Source organism: Citrobacter sp. MGH 55, from assembly GCF_016906145.1.
Classification (GTDB): Bacteria; Pseudomonadota; Gammaproteobacteria; order Enterobacterales; family Enterobacteriaceae; genus Citrobacter_A; species Citrobacter_A amalonaticus.
Genome location: NZ_CP070239.1, coordinates 1,160,249 through 1,161,274, shown reverse-complemented (window position 1 = coordinate 1,161,274; position 1,026 = coordinate 1,160,249). Strand labels below are relative to the sequence as shown.

General features: G+C 41.7%; 1 protein-coding gene. It reads right to left on the bottom strand.

Features of this window, described 5'->3' with window-relative positions; genetic code table 11:
• Positions 1 to 1,009: fimbria/pilus outer membrane usher protein (locus JTI98_RS21090; RefSeq protein ID WP_252869616.1), on the bottom strand; the 1,009-nt coding region annotated here is incomplete at its 3' end.
• Positions 1,010 to 1,026 lie beyond the last annotated feature (17 nt).

Sequence of the window (1,026 nt, the reverse complement as noted above, 5' to 3'; positions counted from 1 at the left end):
TGCTACCTACCGCGATATTGTAATTGTAATTGCCAGGTTTTAATAAATTGGGCAGCACAGCGACCGGGAATCGCTGTTCTTTTACTGAACCATCCTCTTCATAAATTTTTAAAACAATGTCACCCGAATACACGCCGGTCAGATCGTTAATCACAAAAGGACCCGGCGGGACCACGAACGATTTTAATGTGTATCCGCCTTGTTCGACAGTGACACGGGCATGTGTTCTGGCAATACCATTAATTACCGGGGCATAAGACTGCGAGTCCCAGGGATACATATCCTGGTTTGACTTTAACTGTGCGCCATAAAAGGTAAAACCATCGTTCAGGGTATTGTAGGACTGGGTTTTACCAATCAGGATATCTGATTTTATTGACTTTATAGCATGGGTTAACAGGAGATTATTGCTCTGGAATTTTTCCCCCTGATACGCATATCCCCTGCCAAGCAGAACCCATTCGCCAATATTGATCTGGCCTTCGATATTGCCGTATGTTGTCCGATCCTGGTCACTTGATTTTGATGTATTGACATCATAGGCGAGTTTGAAACCGGTACTGCCATAATCCCAGGGGCCGCTTTCTTTTTTCGTATCGATAAAGCCAGCCTGAGGCATATCGATTGACAACTCCTGCAGGGAAGGATCAAATTTAACCCGACTGTTCTTCTCTTTATCAAGAAGATAGCAGTTGCGTGCCGGATTAAGATACTGTTTATAGAATTCTTTATTAATATAAATGCCTTTCCCCTGTAACCATTTATCAGAAAGACAAATATGCTCAGCATCATCATTGCTGATTGCTAATTCTACAGAGGCCGCTGTTTTAGAACCATTAAAAAGTAGATCAACAACATAGTTTCCCGGGATGTTTTGCCCGGTATTCTTTAGTACTTCAGGTACCTCTTTGCTGCCACCGCGGATGAAACTGTAATTAAAATCGTCGGCAAGAACTTCATTCGACCATAAATGAAAAATGATAGCGATACATAATACTTTTATTTTCATTTTAATTCCTTGCCGAC